This is a genomic window from Mycobacteroides franklinii (genome assembly GCF_002013895.1).
In the GTDB taxonomy this organism is placed as follows: Bacteria; Actinomycetota; Actinomycetes; order Mycobacteriales; family Mycobacteriaceae; genus Mycobacterium; species Mycobacterium franklinii.
Genome location: NZ_MAFQ01000015.1, coordinates 66288 through 84026, shown reverse-complemented (window position 1 = coordinate 84026; position 17739 = coordinate 66288). Strand labels below are relative to the sequence as shown.

26 protein-coding genes and 1 other RNA gene are annotated in these 17739 nt (G+C 62.5%); 21 read left to right on the top strand and 6 right to left on the bottom strand.

The window, feature by feature from the left end; genetic code table 11:
• Window positions 1-8 precede the first annotated feature (8 nt).
• Complete coding sequence (locus tag B4393_RS22775) at window positions 9-578, bottom strand: hypothetical protein (protein ID WP_078336086.1); 570 nt, start codon at window positions 576-578, stop codon at window positions 9-11.
• A 123-nt stretch (window positions 579-701) separates the two neighbouring features.
• Here B4393_RS22775 and ssrA point away from each other — a divergent pair.
• Window positions 702-1070, top strand: a transfer-messenger RNA (tmRNA) gene (ssrA, locus tag B4393_RS22770).
• A gap of 86 nt (window positions 1071-1156) precedes the next feature.
• The gene (locus B4393_RS22765; protein ID WP_062912569.1) at window positions 1157-2248 is read left to right on the top strand and encodes a tyrosine-type recombinase/integrase; all 1092 of its coding nucleotides are present in this window, start codon (window positions 1157-1159) and stop codon (window positions 2246-2248) included.
• Between the two features lie 34 nt (window positions 2249-2282).
• Here B4393_RS22765 and B4393_RS22760 read toward each other — a convergent pair whose 3' ends face one another.
• The 4 genes from B4393_RS22760 to B4393_RS28170 form a co-directional block, all read right to left on the bottom strand.
• The gene (locus B4393_RS22760; RefSeq protein ID WP_078336085.1) at window positions 2283-2642 is read right to left on the bottom strand and encodes a DUF2510 domain-containing protein; all 360 of its coding nucleotides are present in this window, start codon (window positions 2640-2642) and stop codon (window positions 2283-2285) included.
• A 300-nt stretch (window positions 2643-2942) separates the two neighbouring features.
• Window positions 2943-3638, bottom strand: coding sequence for a hypothetical protein (locus tag B4393_RS22755; protein ID WP_078336084.1), 696 nt, complete (start codon window positions 3636-3638; stop codon window positions 2943-2945).
• Window positions 3638-3946 (bottom strand): helix-turn-helix domain-containing protein, encoded by a 309-nt coding sequence (locus B4393_RS22750; protein ID WP_133052611.1) that lies wholly within the window; start codon window positions 3944-3946, stop codon window positions 3638-3640. Before B4393_RS22750 ends, B4393_RS22755 begins: the two co-directional genes overlap by 1 nt.
• A gap of 229 nt (window positions 3947-4175) precedes the next feature.
• Entirely contained in the window at window positions 4176-5912 is a 1737-nt protein-coding gene (locus B4393_RS28170) for a hypothetical protein (protein WP_236743227.1), read from the bottom strand.
• 541 nt (window positions 5913-6453) lie between these two features.
• Between B4393_RS28170 and B4393_RS22735 the strand changes: the two genes are divergently transcribed.
• Window positions 6454-7242, top strand: coding sequence for a phage antirepressor KilAC domain-containing protein (locus B4393_RS22735; protein WP_078336083.1), 789 nt, complete (start codon window positions 6454-6456; stop codon window positions 7240-7242).
• An 83-nt stretch (window positions 7243-7325) separates the two neighbouring features.
• Here the strand turns inward: B4393_RS22735 and B4393_RS22730 are convergent, their stop codons facing one another.
• On the bottom strand, window positions 7326-7541 hold the full coding sequence (locus B4393_RS22730; protein ID WP_109558636.1) for a hypothetical protein: 216 nt from the start codon (window positions 7539-7541) through the stop codon (window positions 7326-7328).
• Window positions 7542-7645: 104 nt separating this feature from the next.
• Here B4393_RS22730 and B4393_RS22725 point away from each other — a divergent pair, with 104 nt between their 5' ends.
• The 18 genes from B4393_RS22725 to B4393_RS22645 all read left to right on the top strand — a co-directional run bounded on the left by B4393_RS22725 (window position 7646) and on the right by B4393_RS22645 (window position 17667).
• Window positions 7646-7846, top strand: a complete 201-nt coding sequence (locus B4393_RS22725) for a hypothetical protein (protein ID WP_078336082.1) — start codon at window positions 7646-7648, stop codon at window positions 7844-7846.
• The gene (locus tag B4393_RS22720) at window positions 7843-8133 is read left to right on the top strand and encodes a helix-turn-helix domain-containing protein (protein WP_062912826.1); all 291 of its coding nucleotides are present in this window, start codon (window positions 7843-7845) and stop codon (window positions 8131-8133) included. Before B4393_RS22725 ends, B4393_RS22720 begins: the two co-directional genes overlap by 4 nt.
• Window positions 8134-8229: 96 nt before the next feature.
• Complete coding sequence (locus B4393_RS22715; RefSeq protein ID WP_235631128.1) at window positions 8230-8559, top strand: DUF732 domain-containing protein; 330 nt, start codon at window positions 8230-8232, stop codon at window positions 8557-8559.
• Window positions 8556-8777 carry a hypothetical protein gene (locus tag B4393_RS22710; protein ID WP_062912561.1) on the top strand — a complete coding sequence of 74 codons (222 nt, stop codon included), beginning with the start codon at window positions 8556-8558 and terminating at the stop codon, window positions 8775-8777. The genes B4393_RS22715 and B4393_RS22710 overlap by 4 nt, the downstream gene beginning before the upstream one ends.
• Entirely contained in the window at window positions 8774-8938 is a 165-nt protein-coding gene (locus B4393_RS27890) for a hypothetical protein (protein ID WP_165758522.1), read from the top strand. Before B4393_RS22710 ends, B4393_RS27890 begins: the two co-directional genes overlap by 4 nt.
• Window positions 8935-9357, top strand: coding sequence for a hypothetical protein (locus B4393_RS22705; RefSeq protein ID WP_062912560.1), 423 nt, complete (start codon window positions 8935-8937; stop codon window positions 9355-9357). Before B4393_RS27890 ends, B4393_RS22705 begins: the two co-directional genes overlap by 4 nt.
• Entirely contained in the window at window positions 9354-9536 is a 183-nt protein-coding gene (locus tag B4393_RS22700; RefSeq protein WP_078336081.1) for a hypothetical protein, read from the top strand. The genes B4393_RS22705 and B4393_RS22700 overlap by 4 nt, the downstream gene beginning before the upstream one ends.
• Entirely contained in the window at window positions 9533-9742 is a 210-nt protein-coding gene (locus B4393_RS22695; protein WP_078336080.1) for a hypothetical protein, read from the top strand. Before B4393_RS22700 ends, B4393_RS22695 begins: the two co-directional genes overlap by 4 nt.
• 28 nt (window positions 9743-9770) lie before the next feature.
• Window positions 9771-10619, top strand: coding sequence for an SPFH domain-containing protein (locus tag B4393_RS22690; RefSeq protein WP_413816163.1), 849 nt, complete (start codon window positions 9771-9773; stop codon window positions 10617-10619).
• Window positions 10620-10803: 184 nt separating this feature from the next.
• A complete protein-coding gene (locus B4393_RS22685; RefSeq protein ID WP_083070023.1) occupies window positions 10804-11037 on the top strand; it encodes a hypothetical protein in 234 nt (77 codons plus the stop codon).
• A complete protein-coding gene (locus tag B4393_RS27700) occupies window positions 11034-11180 on the top strand; it encodes a hypothetical protein (RefSeq protein ID WP_157901324.1) in 147 nt (48 codons plus the stop codon). The genes B4393_RS22685 and B4393_RS27700 overlap by 4 nt, the downstream gene beginning before the upstream one ends.
• Window positions 11177-12325 carry a beta clamp domain-containing protein gene (locus tag B4393_RS22680; protein ID WP_078336077.1) on the top strand — a complete coding sequence of 383 codons (1149 nt, stop codon included), beginning with the start codon at window positions 11177-11179 and terminating at the stop codon, window positions 12323-12325. Before B4393_RS27700 ends, B4393_RS22680 begins: the two co-directional genes overlap by 4 nt.
• Complete coding sequence (locus tag B4393_RS22675; RefSeq protein ID WP_078336076.1) at window positions 12322-12849, top strand: hypothetical protein; 528 nt, start codon at window positions 12322-12324, stop codon at window positions 12847-12849. The genes B4393_RS22680 and B4393_RS22675 overlap by 4 nt, the downstream gene beginning before the upstream one ends.
• Entirely contained in the window at window positions 12846-13820 is a 975-nt protein-coding gene (locus B4393_RS22670) for an AAA family ATPase (protein ID WP_078336075.1), read from the top strand. Before B4393_RS22675 ends, B4393_RS22670 begins: the two co-directional genes overlap by 4 nt.
• Window positions 13817-15388, top strand: a complete 1572-nt coding sequence (locus tag B4393_RS22665) for a DNA cytosine methyltransferase (RefSeq protein ID WP_078336074.1) — start codon at window positions 13817-13819, stop codon at window positions 15386-15388. The genes B4393_RS22670 and B4393_RS22665 overlap by 4 nt, the downstream gene beginning before the upstream one ends.
• Window positions 15385-16395, top strand: coding sequence for a DNA-methyltransferase (locus B4393_RS22660; RefSeq protein ID WP_078336073.1), 1011 nt, complete (start codon window positions 15385-15387; stop codon window positions 16393-16395). Before B4393_RS22665 ends, B4393_RS22660 begins: the two co-directional genes overlap by 4 nt.
• Before the next feature lie 190 nt (window positions 16396-16585).
• Complete coding sequence (locus tag B4393_RS22650) at window positions 16586-16936, top strand: hypothetical protein (RefSeq protein WP_078336071.1); 351 nt, start codon at window positions 16586-16588, stop codon at window positions 16934-16936.
• Window positions 16933-17667: a DNA-binding protein gene (locus B4393_RS22645; RefSeq protein ID WP_078336070.1), complete on the top strand. Its 735-nt coding sequence runs from the start codon at window positions 16933-16935 to the stop codon at window positions 17665-17667. Before B4393_RS22650 ends, B4393_RS22645 begins: the two co-directional genes overlap by 4 nt.
• The last annotated feature ends 72 nt before the right edge of the window (window positions 17668-17739 follow it).

The following is a 17739-nucleotide window of genomic DNA, read 5'->3' as shown; positions in this document are numbered from 1 at the left end:
CGACGAGGCTAGAAGGCGCGACTGACGGCGGGGGACAGCACGAATCCGTGCGGACCGCCGCCGGAGAAATTGTTGGGCAGTACGCAGATCGTCTCGTGCTGCTCGCTGATGCCGCATGTGATCACCTTGTCGGTGCCCTTGAGGCCGTAGGTGATTTTCTGTCCGGGCGCCAGCGGCCGATAGACGCTGGGGTCGATGGATGCCGGGCCGGCGGGGGAGGCGTCGGGTCGGGCGATGATCTCCTGCTGGCCCAGGTCCGGCATGTGGCTCAGGCTCGCGGTAGAGGTATTGAGCGACACCGTGGCGAAGTTCTCGTCGCCCGTCACACCGGGGAGCTTGCCCCAGCAGGCTCCGTCGACGCCGGTGGCGCGGGAGTTGGCGGTGATGCGGCAGTGCAGTCCGTCCGGAGTGAGGAACTGCACACCCGAGGTCGCATAGGCGGAGTAGGTCTCAAAGGCGGTGGCCTCGACCGGTGCGTAGCCGTCAAGGTTGGGCACCGGCGGATCCGCGGAGGCGTGACCAGCGAATACGGTTGCGCCCGCCGTAACGGAGACACAGGTGATCAGCAGCGTGCGCATGGTGATGACTCCCGAAGTTGGCGACGTTTGGCTGACGCTACCGTGGGGTGGGCGGGTAATTCGGTGGCTTCGTGGATATACGGCGGTACGATGGAGTGTCCCACCGAAGGTCGGTGGGGTGACGGGGCTGAAAGGTTTCGACAGCGAGTCTCGACTTAAGGGAAGCGTGCCGGTGCAGGCAAGAGACCACCGTAAGCGTCATTGCAACCAATTAAGCGCCGATTCTCATCAGCGCGACTACGCACTCGCTGCCTAAGCGACTGCGTGTCTGTCAGACCGGGACCTCCCGCGGCCCGGACCCTGGCATCAGCTAGCGGGATCAACCGGTGGCTTCGGCCGCGGAAGTCACCGGGACATCAAACAGCGGCTGGGATCGTCATCTCGGCTTGTTCGCGTGACTGAGAGATCCGAGTAGAGACACAGCGAACTGCGCACGGAGAAGCCTTAATGAACGGCCGTTGGACCCGGGTTCAATTCCCGGCAGCTCCACAATTTTATAGCGATTTACCTGGGAAAACACACCAGTGGGATTCCATGCAACACCATATGCAACCAAGTGCGGTGATATGGTCCGTTGCATGGCCTCGATCCGCAGTCGGTCCCTCAAGTCGGGGGACTGCTGGGATGTGCTCTACCGCCTCGGCGCCCGCCAGTTCTCGTTGACATTCGAGACGCTGGCGGGCGCCGAGGCATTTCGCGCTCTCGTGGATGCGCACGGAGCTCTGCGCGCGCTTGAGATGCATAACATCGCCCCGCCGGCACCCCGCTCTGGCATGACCGTCGGCAAATGGGTGAGCCACCACATTGAGCACCTGACTGGCGTGGACCCCAGGACCGTGCAGGACTACCGCGGCTACCTCAAGAACGACATCGAACCGGCGTTCGGCACGGTTCCGCTCGAGGCTCTTTCCCGCGAGGACGTGTCGGTGTGGGTGCAGGGGCTAGGCGAGAAGAAGTATTCGGCTAAGACGATCGCCAACAAGCACGGGTTCCTATCGGCCGCGCTGGCCACGGCCGTCGTGGCGGGCAAGATCGCGAGCAACCCCGCCGACCGGACCCGCCTTCCTCGCGGGGAGGGACACGAGATGGTGTTCCTGACCAAGGAGGAGTTCGCACACCTCAATGAGCAGGTGACTGAACCGTGGCGACCGATGGCAGAGTTCCTGGTGGCGTCCGGCGCGCGTTGGGGCGAGGTGTCGGCGCTGCGGCCATCCGACGTCGACCAGCGCGCCCACACCGTCCGCATCACCCGGGCCTGGAAGCGTGACAACCACGGTTACCGGATCGGCCCACCCAAGACGAAGCGGTCGGTGCGCACCATCAATGTGCCGGCCGATGTGCTCGACAAGCTCGACTATTCGGGTGCATGGCTGTTCACCAACACCGGGCGTGGCCGGCGAGCCGAGGGTGGTCCGGTACGCGCCCCGAACTTCCGTATGAACGTCTGGGCGCCCGCCGTGCTGCGCGCCGAACTCGACCCGAAGCCGCGGATCCACGACATGCGTCATACCTGCGCGTCCTGGCTTATCGCCGCAGGCGTACCGCTGCCCGTCATCCAGCAGCACCTGGGGCATGAGTCCATCACGACCACCGTCAACACGTACGGGCATCTGGACCGGTCGTCGATGGAGGCTGCCGCAGTGGTGATGGCGAAGGCACTGTCGAGTTAAGCACTCAGTGCACGGCGCCGAACTGTAGCGCGAGCTAGCGGGTCGGCCGGCCGCCCTTTTCCTTGATCCCACCGGCGAACATCATGATCGCCTCGACGAAAGTCCAGATCGCCAGCGGAATGAGGATCACCAACCCGATGAAGATCGGCGTGGTTATGAGTCCAATAATCCCGAGGATCAACTGGATGGCGCCGATGCCGGAGTATCCGAGATAGAAGCGACCGATGCCGAAAAAGCCGAGGAAAAATTGCAGAAGCCCCGCCACGGCAGCGGATTTCGGCTGCGCGGGAGGTGCGATTGGTGCCGGCGCTCGCTGCTCTGTCCAGGTTGTTCCATCGAAATAGCGCTGACTGGGAATCCCCGAAGGATCTGGGTACCAACCGGGTGCCGTCATGGACTCTCCCCCTTGTGTAGTGGTTGCCCCAACCGGCAAGAAGCCTACAGCTGCGCGACTCGGTGCGAAGCGTTCGCAGTCAGGCCGAGGCAAACCCACCACGGCGGTGCTGAACGTCAGCTCCAGCGCGCCCCGCTGGCATCTGTGCGCCTAAACCAGCCTTCTCGATCGCCTCTGACGTTGTCTTTACGTGCTCGTACAACGATGCGATGAGTGCGCGCGCTTGTGCTACCGAGCTGTCTTCGACCACTGGTTTTTATCCCCCGGTTATGCAGTGTGTTGCCTTGCGGTGCTTGTGTTTTACCGTGCTGGTTCGACGGTCATTTGCGTTCGGCGGTGCTGGTTGGCGCCGACGATTCCGGCTGCAGATAGGGCTGCAAAGCTGATGAGCTGGATGGTCCACACCACCGGGTAGGTGGTTTCGAGTGGCCATCGCAGCGTGTACATATCGATGCGGTCCACCACCATTAGCAGCGGGTAGAGCGCGCCGACGGCGCCGTAGATTCCGAAGAGCCAGAACAAGACTCGGTTCTCCACACCGCGCTTGGCTCCGATGACCGCTGCGATATGGGTGGGCAGCAGGCCGACGGCGAGCAGCCACGAGAAGATGTAGCTGGGCGGTCCGGGGATTGTCTCGACCACCAAGCTCGGGGTGGTGGACAGGTTTGTGAGCAAGTAGACGGCGGACATGCCGATGATCGAAACCCACGTAATAACCAGGGCCCAAAGGGTATTGAGACCGGCGACCCTGCATGTTGTGCGCGCGAAGATATACGACGAAGCCACCATCAGGACATAGGTAATGATCTGTGAGAGGTTGGCCCAACCAGTCCAGTCCAGCAGCGGGGGGTCAAGGGTCGTGACGAGGGCGCTCACGAGCTGGGACAGGCTGGTCACCCATAGACCGACGGTGAGAAGGACTGGCGCTCGCACGATCGTCCGGTAGAGAGCGGCCAGCGCCAGAACTACAGCGCACGCGGTGCCGATCGGATCCATCAGAATCCCCTCTCGAAGATGTCGGCGGCACTCGGGTAGGTGGTCCGGTCGCGCGGGCGCCCCGGGGTATCGGATTCAGCTTCGGCAAGCACAGCTGACAGTGATTTGCCGATGGTGCCGCTGATGATGTCGGCCTGGTCGATGGTGATTGGGCGTTCGCCCTTGAGTAGCCGGTCAAGCTGCGATTTGCTGATACCTAGTTGCCCGGCGATGGCGTGTTTGTCGCCGCGCTTGCGCTCGATGCCGCCGCGCAAGATGTTCGCAAGCTCGCGGCCGAGTTGCCCCACTTCAAGACTCGATAACGGCATGGGTGAAGGGTACTCCCATCCGGCGCAATACTCAGAAAATAAACGCAGTGTGTCAGATAGCGACGCAGTATTGCGTCAAGTGGTCTATCGTTCCCTTCACGTTTGCGAGTGACGAAAGGGCGGAACGATGGAGCAAGGAACTCGGCGGGAATGCCTACACAATCAGCTACGCCTGGCACTTGGCGCTGTGCCGCCAGCCGACTGGTCGATCGAAGAGTGCGCCGCGATGCTATCCATGGTCCGCCTGTTCATCGCCAGGCGAGGTGGGGTCGACGCCGCCTGGGAGGAACTCCTCGGGGGTCAGGTAGGGGACATTACCGTGCACCCGCGATATCCCCGGACGTAATGCGTGCTCCCGGCCTGTCACGTTCGATTCCGGCGATGGGGGATCGTTCAGTAGATCCGCTTCGCTCCGCTTGGTGCGCAAGTACAGGTTTGGACTCTTCGGACCACTGTCGGTGACTGTGCGTATCTCACCACCGAAGATGACCATCTCCGAGAATTCGCGACGGTAGCGAGCGTGCGCAGCTGCGTACTCAGCGTCCGAGAGTGGCAGCTGAGCGTGAAGGTCCGGCTCACCCCCTTGATGCGGAGTGGACAGTCGGGCCGCGAGGTACTGCACATACAGCCCGTCGCTGACCTCTGGTGCGTAGCTCTGTCCCAGGCTCGGATTATCACCGAGTGAGAGCCGTGCCTGCTGAAGGAGGCTCTGGCGGTTGGCGCCTTCGCGCGCGCGCCGGCGCATTTCTGTGTATTGCTCGGCCAGAGATTGGGCGATGATGCCTGCTACTGCCCAGAGTGTCTGCTCTGATAGTTCATCAAACCCGGGACGGCGGTCCGGCAAGTATGGTGGCCAGGCGATTTCAAGCCGTGATCTCGAGAGGGCATCGTTTTCTGGCGATCCTTCAGCCGACTTCGGCTCTGTGGAGTTGACCTCGTCGAGGCGTCTCCGCACCTCGGCGATTCGACGTTCCAGGGTCTTCTTGGTTTCGGCTTGCTTTCGTGTCGAGCTTTGCCGTCGGTGGGCGACCCCCCGAGCCTCTCGGGTCAACTTCTCGACATCCAGCTCTTCGGCTCGCCGTTGCCAATGAGATTCGAGGCTCTCGATGGCCATCAGCATCAGCTCGTCAGACTTCAGACCGTTTTGCACGAAATCGCGAGCTACCTCCAGCTGATCTATTCGAGATTGCTCAAGCACCTCAATCAATTTCGCCTGGGCGGCCATGTTCGCCTTGTCGTATTCGGCGGTTGCCACAGCGAGTTCGGCCAGCCAGGCCATCCACTCTTCGGTATCGAACTGGTGAACAGCTAGGCCGCGTGACTCGGGGATGATGCGGTCATACAGGGCATCGATGACTGCCATGTGCAGGAAGCGCCGAAAGTAGCTTGAGGGAATCTTCGCCCGACCAGACCCCAGACCCCTCTCGGTGTATTGCGCCTCGATGGTCTTACCCAGGGCGGCGATATCAGACATACGAGCGACAATTGATTCAAACTCGTTGGTCTGTGGAGTCGCAAGGCCGCCGGGGTCCACCTCCTGGGTTTGCTTCGTCGAGCGCGGCATTCCCTGCCGCGTGGTCGAGCGTAGCTGGGCAAGTAGTGCCAGTACCGCATCCCGATCTCGCTCCGACAGATCGTGGTCAAGGCGGACAGCCTGCTCGGGTGTCGGGGCATCGTCGTGCTGTGGAAGCAGAATGCCCATGCTCTCGATCGCGGCAACCGCGACGCGCGCAGGGGCGACTCGCAGCCCAGCGGCAAGGGAGAGGATGACCTCGCCCTTGATGGATGGAAAAGGAAGTCTGTAACGCGAGATGTTCGATTTGGATAAGACATAGCCCTTCTCCTTCGCATTGCGCACCAGGTCAGGGTCGGACCAGCCGTTGGCGACCTTGATGTCGTCAATCAGCTGACCGAGCTGGTGCTGCGCCATGTCTTGACACTCTCTCTTCCTGGTCGCCGCGTCCAACGTGCTGGGCACCCGGCACCCGTCATGTCTGGGCACTGCAAGATACGTATATCTCCTCCAAATAGTCGCAGGTAGGGGCCTATCTGGCAAAAAACACCCTTGTAATTTCTTGTCTCATGGGCACCACGGATGATGGAATGGACAGAAATGCTGGACACTACGGACAGGAATGTGTAATGTCTCTCTCATCACGCCAGGCGAGCCTCGGAGAGGTGTACATGGAGCTTCATGACCGCAAGCGGCTAATGCGGTTGATGATCGTCCAAGAGGAAACGCAAAGGTCCTTGTCGGGGGCGGCGGGCTGGCGATCGCACTCGTATCTCGGTCGACTTCTCCGAGGGGAAGTGAAGACGCTCGACACTGACGCTGCATTGCGCATTGCGCACAAGCTCAAGGTTCCGGTCGACGATCTTTTCGTGGTTCGAGTGGACAGTAATCCTGGCGAACTGGGACAGAAAAGTAAGTCATCTGCCGCATAAAGCACAAGAGCCCCCACCCGGGACAACGGGTGAGGGCGCCGACAAGAAAGGAATCAGCTTCCATGTCAGATCTACTGCATATCGGCGAGAAGTCGCCCTTCGATGAAGGCTGCGTGCCGTGCCCCCAGGGGGGCGAAGATCGTTGGTCGGCCCGTTGGCTTCAGGGAAAGATGGGGTACCCCCGCTGGAACGAGTTCGAGCCCGTCATTGAGCGAGCCAAGCAGGCTGCGCACAACCAGGGATTCAACGTCAACACCCTTTTCAGGGCCAACACTGAAAAGACTGGTGGGAGGCCACAAACCGACTACATGCTCACCCGGTTCGCCGCCTACCTCGTGGCGATGAACGGTGACCCGCGCAAGCCGGAGGTCGCGGCGGCGCAGGAGTACTTCGTCGTCAAGACCCGCGAGGCCGAGACCCGGCCCGCGATCAACGGGGCGGACATCACGCGCCTGGAGCTCATCGAGATCGCCCGCAACGCCGAGCTGGAGCGCCTCGCATTAGAGGCCGAGAACCGAGAGCTTGCGCCGAAGGCCGAGGCCTACGACTCGTTTCTGGACGCCACGGGAAAGTATGCCGTCGGCGCCGTCGCACAGATGCTCGGCACCTCACAGAACAAACTCTTTCGGGAGCTTCGAAACCGCAAGGTGTTCATTGCCTCGGGCTCTCGGCGCAACACCCCGTATCAGCAGTACGCCCACCACTTCGAGGTCATACCCCACGAGTTTGAACGCTCGAACGGCGAGATGGGTTGCAGTTACACCACATACGTACAGCCCTCGGGGATCGACTTCATTCGTCGACAGCTGGGAATGCCTGCGATTGACCCCCTCCCGGCGGAGGCATCGTGAGCCTTCCCGATGAGCAGCGCGGTTGCTATCTCAATCCGTGCACCGCGGCTGAGGCGCGGCGATTCGCGGTCATCCTGCGGCGACTACTTCAGTCGCTGGATCGGGAGATCGTCCTCACGGCCATCCTCGGAGAGTGCGAGTCCGATCTGCTGAACCCCGTACGACAGGAAGTGGACTGCGTTCGCGAGTTCCTTGATGGCCGGGTCGCTATGCGATCGGAGCCGAGCGACCTTCGTAGTTGCGGTCTGGCAGTTTTGGATGCCTTCGAGGACGATTCCGAGTCGGGTGCTGAGCGCCATAGTTCTTCTCCTTCTGCTGATGCTGGTGACACACGCAGCGTAGGAGAGGGCGCCGGGGGTGTAGCCGAAAACCACATTCCCGGCGCCAACCATGGCGGTGACTCATGAATCGGCCCACCGTCTTGGAACTCGCAGAGTCGCGCGGATTCGCCATCGACTCCAGCCTGGACACCCTCGCATCGGTCTCATGTGACGTCGTGTTGCACGACTTCTACCCATCGTCGCGTCGGGCCGTCTTCGCGGACCTGCTGCGAATCCAGCAGCAGATGCGCAACCACCAGCAATGGAAGGCGATCACGGCATGACCGCCACTTCTCCACGCATGGAGACCTTCTCGTTAACCGAGGTGGCCGATGCGGCACTACCGAAGCACTGGAAACACCCCGAGCGCTGGCTTCGAGAGCGGCTCAACCGTGGAGAACTCGTTGGGTACCGCCTTGGCCGCGAGTGGCGATTCACGCGTGAGCAACTCGATGCCCTGATTGCGAAGTACACCAACGTTGCGACACCTGCGCCGACCGTCGCGCCGGTGCCCGAACCTTCGGCCGTGGGGCTGTCACCTCGGACCCGTCGTCGACTACTCAGCGCATGAAACAGAACAACTGAATACAAGCGCGGTACCGGTGGTCCAACCGCCAAGTCATTCCACCGGTACCGCTTCCATCACCAGCCTACAGAGGAGGCAGGCGTGTTCAACCGTAATACCAAACCCATCGGACTAGTTACTGCGGGCGTACTCGCGGTCGGGGTCGCATGCGCGCCACCCGCCAATGCGGATCCGATCGCAGAGGACTTTGTCGCCACGAACGGCTGGCGGATCTGCGTTGACCTGGACGCCCTGCCGAATTTCAACGGCATCAAAGCAATTCAGGTGGCGCTGGCTCAGCGTGGCTACAACCAGGAACAGCGCGGGGAGATCATTCTCCTGTCGGTCACCGACCAATGCCAGCGCCACATTCCACTTCTCAAGGCGTACGTGGACTCCAAGGCTCCCCAGCGGCAGGGGAGGGCGGCATGAATCCCGACGTCCACTACATCGAACACGAAGGGCCGTGGCCGATTCCGACCAGCCGGATCAGACCCGCTGGACCCCGGCTCGGGTCGGCGCCGTCGCTGGACGACATCACGACGCTCATAGAGGACAAGCCCGTCGAGCACGTGCTGCTCGCGATGGAACGCGCATGGAATGAGGCCGTAGCCGTCTCCGGTATCGACCCGAGGGAGGAAGCGGCATGACCCCCCGCACCAGCTGCGGCCATATCGTCATGCGCCCCATGGGCGGTGACATCTGCCGGGCATGCCGGCGGGACCCGTTCACCTTCCAGGCGTTCCTGCTACTGATCGCGGTCGGCCTCATCTTGGGCATCGCCGCCGCCGGGCAATCGGGGTGGCTATGAGCCTCTACAACATGGTCCATGGCGTGACGCTCGCGACCTTCTATCTGATTCCGATGCTGGGCGATAAGCACCCCGATGAGTACCCGAGGTTCCGTGACGTCTACACCAGCGATCAGGATCACCCCGAGTATGACAATCACATCCACCTCTACACCCGGGTCGGTGGTGGCAATCGAAACTGTGGATACGGCGAAGACGAGCTGTATCAGCATCCGAACTACGTGGAGACATTCGATGATGAATCGGACTGCACCTACGCCACATACGTTTTCAGCGTTCCCGAGCAGTGGAAAGCCGACTACGCCGCCTTCATCGAAGGGCGTCCGACCGACCTGAGCCCTGAGTACAGGGCGCAAGCCGAGAAGGTCTTCCCTCGATTGGAGGGCAAGTGGCCATGGTCAGAGGGCGGTGAACGATGACCTGGGAGACCGTAGCCACCATCCTGCTGATCCTCGTGCTGGCTTCATCCGCGCAGTGGTGGCGAGCGGAAGCCAAGGAGCTGAACGTCGAGAACCGGAAACTCCGCAAGGAGAACGCCCTGCTGACCAACCACCCTGCAGTCTTCGATGCCGAATTACCTTGGGGCGGTTGGGTATGACTGGCATAGAGCGCAAGGAGGCTGCGCAGCTGCTCGCCAAGGACGCTCAAGACCACATCAAGAACGCCATCGAGTCCATGGATCACGTTCGAATCGTCCACTCGTGTTCCGAGCAGTACGCCATGTCCGCGACCCGGACCCTGCAGCGTGCGTTCGACCAGATCGGCGTCGCGTTCGACCTGGAAACCCAAGACTCTCAATCCTGAAAGGACTTACCCCGCAATGCCTATCTCAATGTGGTTCTTCATCATCCTTGCCTTCGTCGCCGTTGTCGCGGCCATCGTCGGCCTGATCGTGCGGCGCGATGACCGTCCTCTTGTCTTCTTGATGGCCGGTGGGGTCGGGTTCGTCGGTCTGATCTGCCTCGTGTTCGCATCCACAACCGTGGTCGGTACACGGCAGATCGGTATCGAAACGAAGTTCGGTCGGCCTACCGGCACAACGCTTTCTAATGGCCTGCACCTCAAGTCCCCAGTGACCGAGGTGACTGAGATGGACGGCGCAGTGCAGATCGATCAACACACGGGTGATCACCGCATCAAGGTCCGATTGGGGAACAGCTCGACGGCTGACGCTGACGTGTCGGTGCGCTGGCAGATCAAGCCAGACGCGACACCCGAGTTGTTCGTGCAGTACAAGGCTTTCGACAACGTGCGAACCAACCTCGTCACCCGCAACCTGCAGGTTGCCCTCAATGAAGTGTTCGCGTCATTCGATCCTCTTGCGCCACAGAACCTTGACCGCTCACCGCTGCCCGAGTTGTCGACACAGGCGAAGAACATTCTCGCCGCGAAGGTCGGCAGCCAGGTCGAGATTCTGGACGTCGCGGTGCCCACCATCGACTACGACGACGGCACCGAGCAGAAGATCAACCAGCTGAACCAAGAGCGGGCGGCGACTTCGGTAGCGCTGCAGGCACAGAAGACGGCAGAAGCGCAGGCCCGAGCCAACGAGATCCTCGCGGCGTCTGTGTCTAAGGATCCAAACGTTCTGGTGTCCAAGTGCCTGGACATCGCCAAGGACAAGGGCATCCCGCTGCTGTGCTGGCCGACCCCGGTCATGCCGACGGTCCCGGCGAGGTAACGGCGATGCCGGTAAGCGCGCCCGCGAGGCCCTGCCCGATCTGCCAGGGCGGGAAGCGGATTCAGGTGGCTGACGTCTACGGATCAGTCGGCCGTGAGCGGGATTGCCTTGTGGCGTGGGAGATTTCCACGTCCGGTCCGTGCTGGTGTGTCACATACGGATTGCAGAGCATCAAGGAGGTGTCGTGAGGGTTGTTCTCAAGAAGCGCCACAGCGCCGGGTGCTGGTGCTCGGCGCCCGAAGCAACGTCGTGGGTGATCAACGTACGGAACCCGGTGATGTGGCTCGACCGCAGAGGCGGTGGCACCGGCTCCACAACCATGTGGATTCGCCTGCAGTGCAACGACCCTGACTGCGAGGCCCTCGCGATCGTGCACCACCAAGACCTTACGGAACTCGTAGAAAAGGAACTCGCATGACCGCATACAGGGGAGAGGTCTCCCAATTCAGCACTGACGGAGTTGTGATCACGGGTGACTTCACGCCAGGGGACGTGATCTCTCTGCGCCCTGGGGCTCGGATCGTGATCCTGACCGAAGAGGATGCGGAGAGGTTTCTGTGAAATTCTCCGTGCACTCCAGCGCATTTGCGCCTGCAATCGCTTCTGTCGCAGCAGGGCTATCGCGTGCGGCCGACACCCCAACGTTGGCCGGCATCCTGATTGAGCCCCTGATTGGTTCGATCGCGTTGAGCAGCTACGACTACGAGCGCTCGATCCGCATGGAAGTCGCTGCTGACGTGGGCGAGGTGGACGGGCCCGTGCTCGTCGCCGGCAGGCTACTGGCGACCATCGGCAAGCTATTGCCCGCTGATGCCGAGGTGGCCTTGGAGGTCGAAGGCGGGACCCTGGCGATCACCTGTCGCAAAGCCTCGTTCGTGTTGCCGCTCATGGACGCTCACTACTACCCACAGCTGCCGCAGGTCGCCGAGGACCACGTTGTCGGTTCGGTCATGGCGGCGGAGTTCAGCGCGGCGGTCGGGGCGGCGGCGCCTTTCGCGGCGGGCGATCCGGCCCTGCATGAGTGGACGGCGGTGCACCTGGTTGCGACCGAGGCGTATCTCGAGCTGACGGCCTGCGACAAGTGCTCGGTCATCGTCAAACAGATCCCCTTCGACTTCGCTGCCGACGACGTCACGACGGTCGATGTACCCGCCGGCCTTCTGGCCGATGCGGTAGGCCCCTGGAAGGGGTTTGACGGGTCGATCGAGTTGTCCTGGGACGAGAACTTATTCGCGCTGTCAGGGAGGGGATCTGCGTCCACGATGAGCATCTTGGCCTACCCCTATCCGTCCGTGGAGCGGGTGTATCCCAAGGAGCTGACCGCGGCGTGCGAGGTGACCAAGAGCCAGCTGGTGACCATGCTCAGCCGGGCCTCCGCTTTCAGCTCCGGGGACTACGCCCGCATCGAGTTGTTCGCGAGCGAGGGCAGTCTCGCCGTCCAGAACCTCGGCGGCGATGCCCTCACTCGCGATGAGCTGGAGCCGCACAAGTTCTCGGGCGCCCCGACGAAAGTTGCCATCAATGGCCGACGACTTGCGGCGGCGATCAAGGCGATCGATACCGATCGGATGACGCTGGGATTCAACGGAATGCGTGTGGGGATCTACCCGGGAACTCCCGAGGTGGTGTTCGAGCGCACGGGTATATCGCTGCCGCCCGAAGAGATGGCGGTAGCAGTCATGGGAATGGTGGGAGATAAGCAATGAACAGGCAGACGCGAATCGCTGTTGCAGCCGAATTCCGCAAGCTAGCCGACGAGATTGAGCGGGATGAGAAGACCGAGTTTCTAGCCGAGAATCACCCCGGCGCCCGGCTCGCGGTGCTTTCGGATCAGAAGGGGGTTGACGGACAGAATCTCTTGATCGGGTGGGTGTCCATCGACAAGCCAACCGCGGCACACGAAGTCCTGTCGATAGACGACGAAGCCGCCGCAATCGACTGGGTGTTGGAGGAATTCAGCGACCCACTGCTTGCGACGCAGAAGCTCTCGGATCAAGGCTGTAGCACAGTGCTCGCAGCGGCACAGGCAGCGGTGAATTCCAATCGACAGCTACCTCCGGGGGTCTCCAGTCGTCCTGTGGCGGCGGGAAGGCCTGTCGTGAAATGGAAGGCGGAGCCGAACGCGCGGGAGCTATTAGTGGATATGCGGTCCCGGGGCGTCCTGGACATCCCCGCCGCACTTGGGCTGGCGCTGGAACCCGTCGTTGTTGACGCCGAGGTGGTCCAGTGAGCCTGTCCGTCCGCAAGCCAACCGGTGTGGTGCCCTTCCCGCTTGTGCTGATCGAGGGTCCCGAGAAGTCTGGGAAAACCTACGCCGCAGCACAGTTCACCGCCTCGGACAAGATCGGGCAGGCCTACTGGCTCGATCTGGGCGAAGACGCCGCCGACGAGTACTCAGTCATCCCCGGTGCCGACTACCTGATCATCGAGCACGACGGCACCTGGCACGACATCGTGCACCAGCTCGAGGAAGTGGCGAAGCTTGCCAAGGCTGCGCATACGGCTGGCGAACCGCCCGTCGTGCTCGTCGTCGACTCCATGACCAACGAGTGGACGTTCCTCAAGGACTGGGCCGATCAGCGTGCGCGGAACACTCCGACCAACCGGGCCAAGCTGGCCAAAGACCCCGACGCCGAGATCAAGCCGTCGATGAACTTCTGGAACGACGTCAGCGAGCGGCACTACCAGTTGATGCGAATCCTCGTGTCATTCCCCGGCATCGTGGTCATGACCGCGCGCGGCAAGGAAGTAGCCGAGGTCGAGGACGGCAAGCCCACCGGCAAGCGCGACTACCGCGTGGAAGGCCAGAAAGACCTGGCGTACGAGGCCACCGCGTGGGTGCAGCTCTCCCGCGAGCGGCCGCCCGTGATTGTCGGTGTCCGATCACCCACATACGGCGTGCGCCCCGGCGTCGACCAGCCCAAGTCGGTGAAGGACTTCTCCCTGGACTGGCTGATCTTCGACGTGATGAAACCCGGCATGTCACCGCGCAAAACCACTCCGTTGCAGGCCTCGGATGTTCCGCCGGCACAGCAGATGAAGGACGAGTTGCGAACCCTCATGGAGGGCAGGGGCATTGACCTCAAGCTGGCCGGGAAGTGGTTCAGCGACGAGTACGGCGCCGACCTCAACGCCTCCATCGACCTGGAACAGCTACAGGCCACTATCGACCACTTCGCGGCTTTGGAGACCGTCTCGTGAGCACGCATATTTCAATGACCGATTTCTTCTGCGGTGCAGGCGGTTCCAGTACGGGTGCGATTCAAGTGCCGGGTGTTTCAGTCCGATGCGCGGCGAACCATTGGCAGCTGGCGGTGGATACACACAACGAGAATCACCCGGACGCGGACCACTACTGCGCGGATCTGTCGCAGATCCACCCCAAGTACTTCCCCAAGACGACATTCGGCTGGTTCTCACCCGAATGCACGAACCACTCACAAGCCAAGGGAATCAAGCGGATCGACGCGCAACCCGACCTGTTCGGCGATTCGCTGCCCGACGAAGCCGCAGAACGCTCGCGCGCAACCATGTGGGACGTCGTGCGGTTCTCGGAGTATCACCGATACGAGGTCGTGTTTGTCGAGAACGTCGTCGAGGTCGCCAAGTGGGCGCCGTTCAACGCGTGGCTAGCCGCGATGGAATCTCTGGGCTACGACCACCGGCTGGTGATGCTGAACTCGATGCACGCCCAACTGGGCGGGCGCGGCGCCCCGCAGTCCCGCGACCGCCTGTACGTCGTGTTCTGGCGCCGTACGAACCGAGCCCCCGACCTTGAGCGGGTGGTCCGGCCCCGGGCGATCTGCCCCGACTGCGGGCCCATCAACGCCATGCAGGTGTTCAAGAGGCCCGGCAACACCGTCGGCCGCTACCGGCAGCAGTACATGTACAGGTGCCCTAACGTCAAGTGCCGCAATCAGGTTCTGGAGCCCATGGTCCGTCCGGCCGAAGAAATCATCGACTGGTCACTACTCGGTGAACGTCTTGGCGACAAGCCGATCAAGAAGTTCGTCGACAAGAAGACCGGCGAGATCAGTTTCGGGCCACTAGCTCCCAAAACGATGGCACGCGTACACGCCGGCATCGACCGCTACTGGCTGCCACTGCTCGTGCCTGTCGAAGGGCGCGAAGGCAAGGAAGCGCGCCCGGTATCAGAGCCCGTCAGGACGATGACCACGCGCAGTGAAACCGGGCTGCTAGTGCCCTGCGGCGGCACCTGGCGTGAAGACGCCGCCCCGACCACCGAACCATTCTCCACCCGAACCACCCGGGAGACAGACGCCCTCGCGTTCATCGCCGAACTACGCGGAGGCGGTAGTGACGCCCGACCCGTGGCGCACCCACTGGCCACCGTCACAGCCTCGGGGAATCATCACGCGCTCGTCACCACCTACAACGGCAAGGGCGGCACCAGGTCGGTCGACCAGCCGCTATCGACCGTGACAGCGGTGGAACGCCATGGGCTGCTGATGCGGAACAACACGCCGCGCGGCAATCCGGCTCAAATGGTCACACCAACTTCGGAGCCGATGCGCACGCTGACCACCGAGGGGCACCAGTCGTTGTTGAGTGCCGAGCGCCCCACGATCAATGTTGACGACGTCCGCTTCCGCATGTTGGAACCGCATGAACAGAAGCGCGCCATGGACTTCCCGGCTGACTACGTGATCAAGGGCAACCGTCGCGAGCAGGCACGCCAGGCGGGGAATGCGGTCACCCCGCCCTCATCACGCGACCTGATCACCGTGGGCGTGGAGAGCCTGACATGACGGCCCCCTACTACCAGGACCACTCTGTAACCCTCTACCACGGCGACGCACTCGAGGTGGTAGAGGACTTGCCCGATGGCGCGGTCGACTGCATCGTCACCAGCCCGCCCTACTTCGGCCTCCGCGACTACGGCGAGCCTGGCCAGTATGGGCTGGAGTCCTCACCTGCCGAATACGTCGAGCACATGCGCACACTGTTCGCTCAGCTGCGCCGCGCGCTCGCCGACGACGGAACACTCTGGCTGAACCTGGGCGACAGCTATAGCGGCGGCAAGCGTGGCGTCTATGACCATACGGGCCATCTAAGCAAGGGTGTACCCGCCGTGCGGCCGGTGACGGACCTGCCCGGCAAGAACCTGATCGGCATCCCGTGGCGAGTGGCGTTCGCGCTTCAGGATGACGGCTGGTACCTGCGCAATGACAACATATGGTCCAAGCCAAACACGATGCCCGAGAGCGTTAACGATCGACTGTCGAGCAAGCACGAGTACGTGTTCATGCTGACCAAAAGTCGGCGCTACTTCTTCGACCTGGACGCGATCCGGGAGCCGGTGATTTGCACCCGTGAAGCGGCGCTGAGCTGGGCCCGTGACGAGCAGGGCGTCCCAGGACAGAGGCCTCAACACCGACCGGGTCGCGCTGTCCGACCAGAAGCGACACCGCCCGGAGCATCGCCGCAGACCAACTTCGGGCCGACCGGGAAGCGGCACGGGAAGTTCCACCCAGCCGGGAAGAACCCCGGCGACGTGTGGGAGATCGCCACTCAGCCCTTCCCTGGGGCGCACTTCGCGACCATGCCGCCAGCACTCGCTCAACGCTGCATTGCTGCAGGCTGTAAACCCGGCGGAACCGTGCTCGACCCGTTCTCCGGTTCCGGCACAACCGGAATGGCCGCGCAGCGGCTCGATCGCAAATACGTCGGCATTGATCTAAATCGTGACTACCTCGATCTGTCGCTACGGACACGCTTTGGTCAGCCGACATTCGACTTCGAGGCCGGCGCATGAAGCATGCCTTTTGTGACAGGTGCGGGCGCTACTGCGTCGTGCGCGACCACCGGGATTGCATGTGCCTCGACTGCGAGCTGGGCATGAATTCCATAGCGGCAATGCTCAATCCGCGATGGGCGCGCCCGATGACAAGCAGCGAGATCAAGCTCGCGCATACCTGGCTGATGATCGAGCGGCGGTCGGTCGCATGAGCGCCGAGTTCACCACCGAGGCCCTACGACTCATGCGTGAGCGGAGCGGAGGCCTCTGCGAGGTGCAGTGGCCCTCGGTATGCCAGGGCAGCGGCAGCCAGCTGGTCGGTCACCATCGCCGGCCCCGGGGCAGCGGAGGCACCAAGCGCCACTCGTCGCGCCTGGCCGCCAACGGGCTGATGGCGTGCACATGGTGCCATAGCTTCCTGGAGACCGGGGAGCGCGGCGATGCGCGTGAGCTCGGGTTCATCGTCGACCAGAACCAGGAGCCCGCCGACGTCGCGGTGTTCTACCGCCATGAGTACAAGGTGCTGCTGTGTGATGACGGAAGCCTGGTGGCGGCATGAAGTGCGTACGCCCCAACTGCTCCAGTAATAGCCGTGCACTGTCCAGAAGTAGTTTCCGGCAAGGGTTTTGTAAGCAGCATTACGAGCTGGCCGAGCGCGGTTACGTCGATAGTGCGCCCGTGCGGGCACGCCTGGAACTGCTTCACGCCGCGGGCTGCTCGTGGGGACGCATCGCCGAACTGGCCGAGATGAGCGAGCACGGTGTGCGCCTGATCCGGGACGGCGAGTACGACTCGGTCCGCAAGCTCAGTGCCCAACGGATTCTCACCATCCCCATCCCGGGGCGATTCGGCGGAAACGGATACGTGAGCGCGGTCGGGACAGTGAGGCGACTGCAGGCGCTCGTCGCGATCGGGTGGAGTTTCGATGCGCTGGCCAAGATGATGGGCACCCACCGCAACGTGCTCCTGAAGACTCTGAAACGCGAGCGCGTACTAGCCCGGCGTGCCCGCGACATCGCGGAGCTGTTCACCCGGCTGCACCTAACTGTGGGACCGTCCGGCAAGGCACGCCGGCATGCCAGCGCGAACGGATGGCCAGTGCCCTTCGCATGGGACGAGGACACCATCGATGACCCCAGTGTCGCACCGGATCTCGGCGGCAGGTCGACCTGGATGCAGGAGTACGAGGACTACCAGTGGGTGCACGGCGACGACGAGCAGATCGCCGAAGCGATGGGTATCCAACTCGACTCGGTGAAGACGCAACTACGGCGGAAGGGCGCGGCATGACTTCGCTGGCGGATGGTGTCCCGGTGTCCGACAACCCGATATGTGTGTGCGGCGACCCATTGAGCGATCACC

Coding starts and splice junctions, on each gene's coding strand:
- B4393_RS22775 (WP_078336086.1), bottom strand. CDS start 578: ATGCGCACGCTGCTGATCACCTGTGTCTCCGTTACGGCGGGCGCAACC.
- B4393_RS22765 (WP_062912569.1), top strand. CDS start 1,157: ATGGCCTCGATCCGCAGTCGGTCCCTCAAGTCGGGGGACTGCTGGGAT.
- B4393_RS22760 (WP_078336085.1), bottom strand. CDS start 2,642: ATGACGGCACCCGGTTGGTACCCAGATCCTTCGGGGATTCCCAGTCAG.
- B4393_RS22755 (WP_078336084.1), bottom strand. CDS start 3,638: ATGGATCCGATCGGCACCGCGTGCGCTGTAGTTCTGGCGCTGGCCGCT.
- B4393_RS22750 (WP_133052611.1), bottom strand. CDS start 3,946: ATGCCGTTATCGAGTCTTGAAGTGGGGCAACTCGGCCGCGAGCTTGCG.
- B4393_RS22735 (WP_078336083.1), top strand. CDS start 6,454: ATGTCAGATCTACTGCATATCGGCGAGAAGTCGCCCTTCGATGAAGGC.
- B4393_RS22730 (WP_109558636.1), bottom strand. CDS start 7,541: ATGGCGCTCAGCACCCGACTCGGAATCGTCCTCGAAGGCATCCAAAAC.
- B4393_RS22725 (WP_078336082.1), top strand. CDS start 7,646: ATGAATCGGCCCACCGTCTTGGAACTCGCAGAGTCGCGCGGATTCGCC.
- B4393_RS22720 (WP_062912826.1), top strand. CDS start 7,843: ATGACCGCCACTTCTCCACGCATGGAGACCTTCTCGTTAACCGAGGTG.
- B4393_RS22710 (WP_062912561.1), top strand. CDS start 8,556: ATGAATCCCGACGTCCACTACATCGAACACGAAGGGCCGTGGCCGATT.
- B4393_RS27890 (WP_165758522.1), top strand. CDS start 8,774: ATGACCCCCCGCACCAGCTGCGGCCATATCGTCATGCGCCCCATGGGC.
- B4393_RS22705 (WP_062912560.1), top strand. CDS start 8,935: ATGAGCCTCTACAACATGGTCCATGGCGTGACGCTCGCGACCTTCTAT.
- B4393_RS22700 (WP_078336081.1), top strand. CDS start 9,354: ATGACCTGGGAGACCGTAGCCACCATCCTGCTGATCCTCGTGCTGGCT.
- B4393_RS22695 (WP_078336080.1), top strand. CDS start 9,533: ATGACTGGCATAGAGCGCAAGGAGGCTGCGCAGCTGCTCGCCAAGGAC.
- B4393_RS22690 (WP_413816163.1), top strand. CDS start 9,771: ATGTGGTTCTTCATCATCCTTGCCTTCGTCGCCGTTGTCGCGGCCATC.
- B4393_RS27700 (WP_157901324.1), top strand. CDS start 11,034: ATGACCGCATACAGGGGAGAGGTCTCCCAATTCAGCACTGACGGAGTT.
- B4393_RS22675 (WP_078336076.1), top strand. CDS start 12,322: ATGAACAGGCAGACGCGAATCGCTGTTGCAGCCGAATTCCGCAAGCTA.
- B4393_RS22660 (WP_078336073.1), top strand. CDS start 15,385: ATGACGGCCCCCTACTACCAGGACCACTCTGTAACCCTCTACCACGGC.
- B4393_RS22650 (WP_078336071.1), top strand. CDS start 16,586: ATGAGCGCCGAGTTCACCACCGAGGCCCTACGACTCATGCGTGAGCGG.
- B4393_RS22645 (WP_078336070.1), top strand. CDS start 16,933: ATGAAGTGCGTACGCCCCAACTGCTCCAGTAATAGCCGTGCACTGTCC.